The 3,169-nt window shown below is 55.0% G+C and carries 5 protein-coding genes, 1 pseudogene and 1 other annotated feature; of the genes and pseudogenes, 2 read left to right on the forward strand and 4 right to left on the reverse strand.

Going from position 1 to position 3,169, the window contains the following annotated elements:
• Together GOW16_RS22465 and GOW16_RS22470 are read right to left on the reverse strand one after the other, a co-directional pair.
• On the reverse strand, positions 1 to 431 hold a 431-nt coding region (locus GOW16_RS22465), incomplete at its 3' end, for an IS3 family transposase (protein ID WP_170419778.1).
• Positions 384 to 500: a sequence feature (AL1L pseudoknot), on the reverse strand. Its footprint overlaps the gene before it by 48 nt.
• Before the next feature lie 44 nt (positions 501 to 544).
• The gene (locus tag GOW16_RS22470; protein ID WP_170419780.1) at positions 545 to 787 is read right to left on the reverse strand and encodes a hypothetical protein; all 243 of its coding nucleotides are present in this window, start codon (positions 785 to 787) and stop codon (positions 545 to 547) included.
• 52 nt (positions 788 to 839) lie between these two features.
• On the opposite strand from GOW16_RS22470, the gene GOW16_RS23135 reads away from it, so the two are divergent.
• Positions 840 to 1,775 carry a TniQ family protein gene (locus GOW16_RS23135; protein ID WP_170419782.1) on the forward strand — a complete coding sequence of 312 codons (936 nt, stop codon included), beginning with the start codon at positions 840 to 842 and terminating at the stop codon, positions 1,773 to 1,775.
• Between the two features lie 86 nt (positions 1,776 to 1,861).
• On the opposite strand, the pseudogene GOW16_RS22480 reads toward GOW16_RS23135, so the two are convergent.
• Together GOW16_RS22480 and GOW16_RS22485 are read right to left on the reverse strand one after the other, a co-directional pair.
• Positions 1,862 to 2,047: pseudogene (locus GOW16_RS22480) on the reverse strand (IS21 family transposase); the annotation flags it as partial.
• A 242-nt stretch (positions 2,048 to 2,289) separates the two neighbouring features.
• Positions 2,290 to 2,751, reverse strand: a complete 462-nt coding sequence (locus GOW16_RS22485; RefSeq protein WP_170419784.1) for a hypothetical protein — start codon at positions 2,749 to 2,751, stop codon at positions 2,290 to 2,292.
• A 202-nt stretch (positions 2,752 to 2,953) separates the two neighbouring features.
• Between GOW16_RS22485 and GOW16_RS22700 the strand changes: the two genes are divergently transcribed.
• A partial coding sequence (locus tag GOW16_RS22700) for a hypothetical protein (protein WP_217354719.1) occupies positions 2,954 to 3,169 on the forward strand: 216 nt, incomplete at its 3' end.

Genomic DNA, 3,169 nt, shown 5'->3' on the forward strand with positions numbered 1-3,169 from the left:
ATGAAGGCGACGTACACCATACCCTGCCAGCTCGAGACATAGGTGAAGTCACTCACCCAAAGCTGGTTTGGCGTATTGGCTGTGAAGTCGCGATTGGCCTTGTCATCCGGGCACGGCTGAGAGGTGTCGGGGTTGGTCGTGATCGGCTTTTGCCCTCGTACAACACCCTGCATTCCCATCGCTTTCATCAGCCGTTCAACTGTGCACCGTGCGATGTCATGGCCGTCGCGTCGCAGATCATGCCAGATTTTACGCGCGCCATAACGCTTGCCGCTTCCATCAAAGGCCGCTTTGATCTTCTCAGCATCAATGATGTCACGCTTGGCCCGGTCCGATGCCAGATCAGGATCATTGGCAATGGCGGCATGGGCATAGAACGTGGACGGGGCAATCGGCAGCACCCTGCAGATCGGCTCGACCCCGTGGGCCACTTTGTGATCCTCGATGAAGGCAATCATCGTTTGAATGGGCGGTCGAGCTCCGCCAGGGCAAAATACGCAGAAGCTTTCTTCAGGATCTCATTGGCCTGGCGCAGCTCCCGAACCTATCGCTCAAGATCTTTGATCCGATCCTTCTCGGCGCTCGTCAGGCCCGCACGCTCTCCGGCATCACGTTCCGCCTGCTGACACCAAACCCGTAGACTATCGGGCGAGCAGCCAAGCTTCGGCGCAATCGCACGATAGGCCGCATTATCGCTGGTGTGCTCGGAGCGGTTCTCGCGGAAAAGACGGACGTCGCGTTCACGCAGCTCGGCCGGATAGGCGGGGGTATGTTTCTTCTTCGTCATAAGGCTCACCTTCGGAGTGTTTGACTCTCCGGTAAACCCGGGGCGGTTCATAGTGACTATTCGTCCCCTGCCGAGGCGTCCACCGCCGTTACAAGACGAATTGTTATCAAGTTGGGTCACGCGGCTTGCTGCGGCCAACTATTGCTCTGCTCCTGAATTGCTTGGCTATCTCGGGTTTTCGGGTGATAAGCCGCCGGAGACCAGTCACGATCTGCGACGCGCAAATATCGAACGGTTCGGTGCTCTGACTCATCTGCCGTCGAGTGATATACAGGGCATGTTGCTCGTACACCGCGCCGGATTTCCAGTCGAATGTGTATCCTGTTCAGACTTTCAATACTGTCCGACATGTACGCAAAAAGTGCCCGGCATCTCTCTGCGTCATTGGCGCTACGCATGGTCTATGACCTGTAAGTCCTGTGGTACTGGCTTATTACCTCTCGGCACAGCGTCAAGTGAAGAGTTTCAAGTTCCCTTACGGTTGGAAGCCCGAGCTTCAAAGGGCGCTGGGTGGTTGGAGCAAATGTATTGGCGCGGAAGTCAGCAAGTTGGTCGGCAATTGGACTTGGCGCCACAGGTTGTACGGGTACTTGCGCCAGAACTTCGTCACGCGGGGTTTTGCTCCAAATCCCGCCAGAACCGGTATGCAATGCTCGCTGCTGTTAACCTGTTGATGACGCGACCATTGGTGGCCGTATCTATTGCGATGCGTCGTGATCCTACCGCACGAGATAGGCTGCGCATGGCATTCCCTGGTCAACGCAATTTATTGGATCAACTCGTTCACCTTTCATGCAGTCCGTCGAGTCACGAGCCAGATGATCGCAAAACTCAGAAGGCCCGGTTCCCGGCACGGAAATCCGACAACACAACTAAACCCGACTTTCTGACGGTGGCGAAAATAGCAATCGAACAACTCGGTGTGAATGCGGACCGTGCGGAGTTGCTCCGATGCGCAGATCGCACCCTCGAAAAAAGTCGCCGCTAGCCTGTGGATATCCGAGAATTAAGGGCACAAAACCGGGCCAAATGTCCGGCAATGTGTCTGCGTCCAGTAATTTAGGGCACAGTGACAATGATCCCGGTGAAACCGTCCAGCTTCGGGCGCCGGATCGGTGCAGTCCGCCGATAGCCCGGCGGCACCGAAAACACGATCATCTTGTCAACGCTGTCCCGCGAGATCCCGAAATGGCGGACGATGGCTCTCTTGCTCATGCCTTCGCGGAAATACGCATGGCGAACCTTCCGATAAAGTTCCACGGTGAAAATGCTCCCGCCCTCCCTGAAACCAGAAAGGGCCAAAACTGGCCGGCTTTTACGCCGCCCGCAGCAGGATCATCCTGCCGCTGCCGTGGCTGACTTTCGCACCGCCGCTTACAGAGCGCTTGTAATCACCCAGACCAACAGCTTCTTGTTGTTCAGCATTCCCTACCGTTGAATCACATGCTTGCACTAGGCGATGAATGGCCCGCCCGGTCGAATATGCTGGGGCAACTTCTGAACTAGTCCCCAACATTCATCGAGAAGAAATAGGTCGCGCACATCGTCTGGTCGGCAATGTTTGTAGGCGCGTCTATCCCTGTGAACATTGCGATGCCTAGATAGTTGAAACCGGAGCCTTCTTCGTCCCAGGCTGCCATATAGGTTATTGGCTGGTCGCCACAAAGCGTGTTTCCCCGCCGCAAGGTTCCGACATCCCCTGACACACGGAATACCTGAGCAATAGGCACATCACCTGACGCGCCCCAACTGCCGTCAGCTCGAGGGTCATGAACTTCGAGATCAAGAAATCTGCCGGTTTCGAAAACCATTCGATTGGTGGACAAGATCACTGGGCCGGTAATTGCCATCGCCGTCTCGCTGTAGGGATTGAAGGCCTCGGATTCTTCCAAAAGCGGTTGGGACGATGCGGGGCCGCCCAATATCCCCATTGCCATTAGCAGCGTTAGGATCGATCGACGCATTTGATTCTCCATTGTGCGAAATGATCTGACAACCTTAAATATCCTTTTTCTTCGTCGTCGAATCCAGCCGAAAATCCTAGCCAAACGTTTCGAATGCTGCGCTCGCGATCAATTTCCTGCTGGGCCGATGTTGTAAAAAAACTCTGGTTGAACGGGTGGCAAGACGCTGTTTCAAATCCCGCATTGGGCGGAAGTATTTGCGATGATGGGACCGAGGCAGGAAGCACAAGCGGCGCTGTTTTACGAGTTCTCTCTGGAAGATCATGTTCCTCAAAATCATCTGATACGGTCGATTGATCTGCATCTCAATCTTGTCCCTTGTCAGGGATTTTGGGACAGATGGCGGCGTGAGCTAAGAGAGGTTCTGGCGCATCTGGTTCATGTGATTATGCGGCGGATTTGCGGTGAAGCAAGCGCC

The sequence above is a fragment of the Ruegeria atlantica genome (assembly GCF_013033965.1).
Classification (GTDB): domain Bacteria; phylum Pseudomonadota; class Alphaproteobacteria; order Rhodobacterales; family Rhodobacteraceae; genus Ruegeria; species Ruegeria atlantica_D.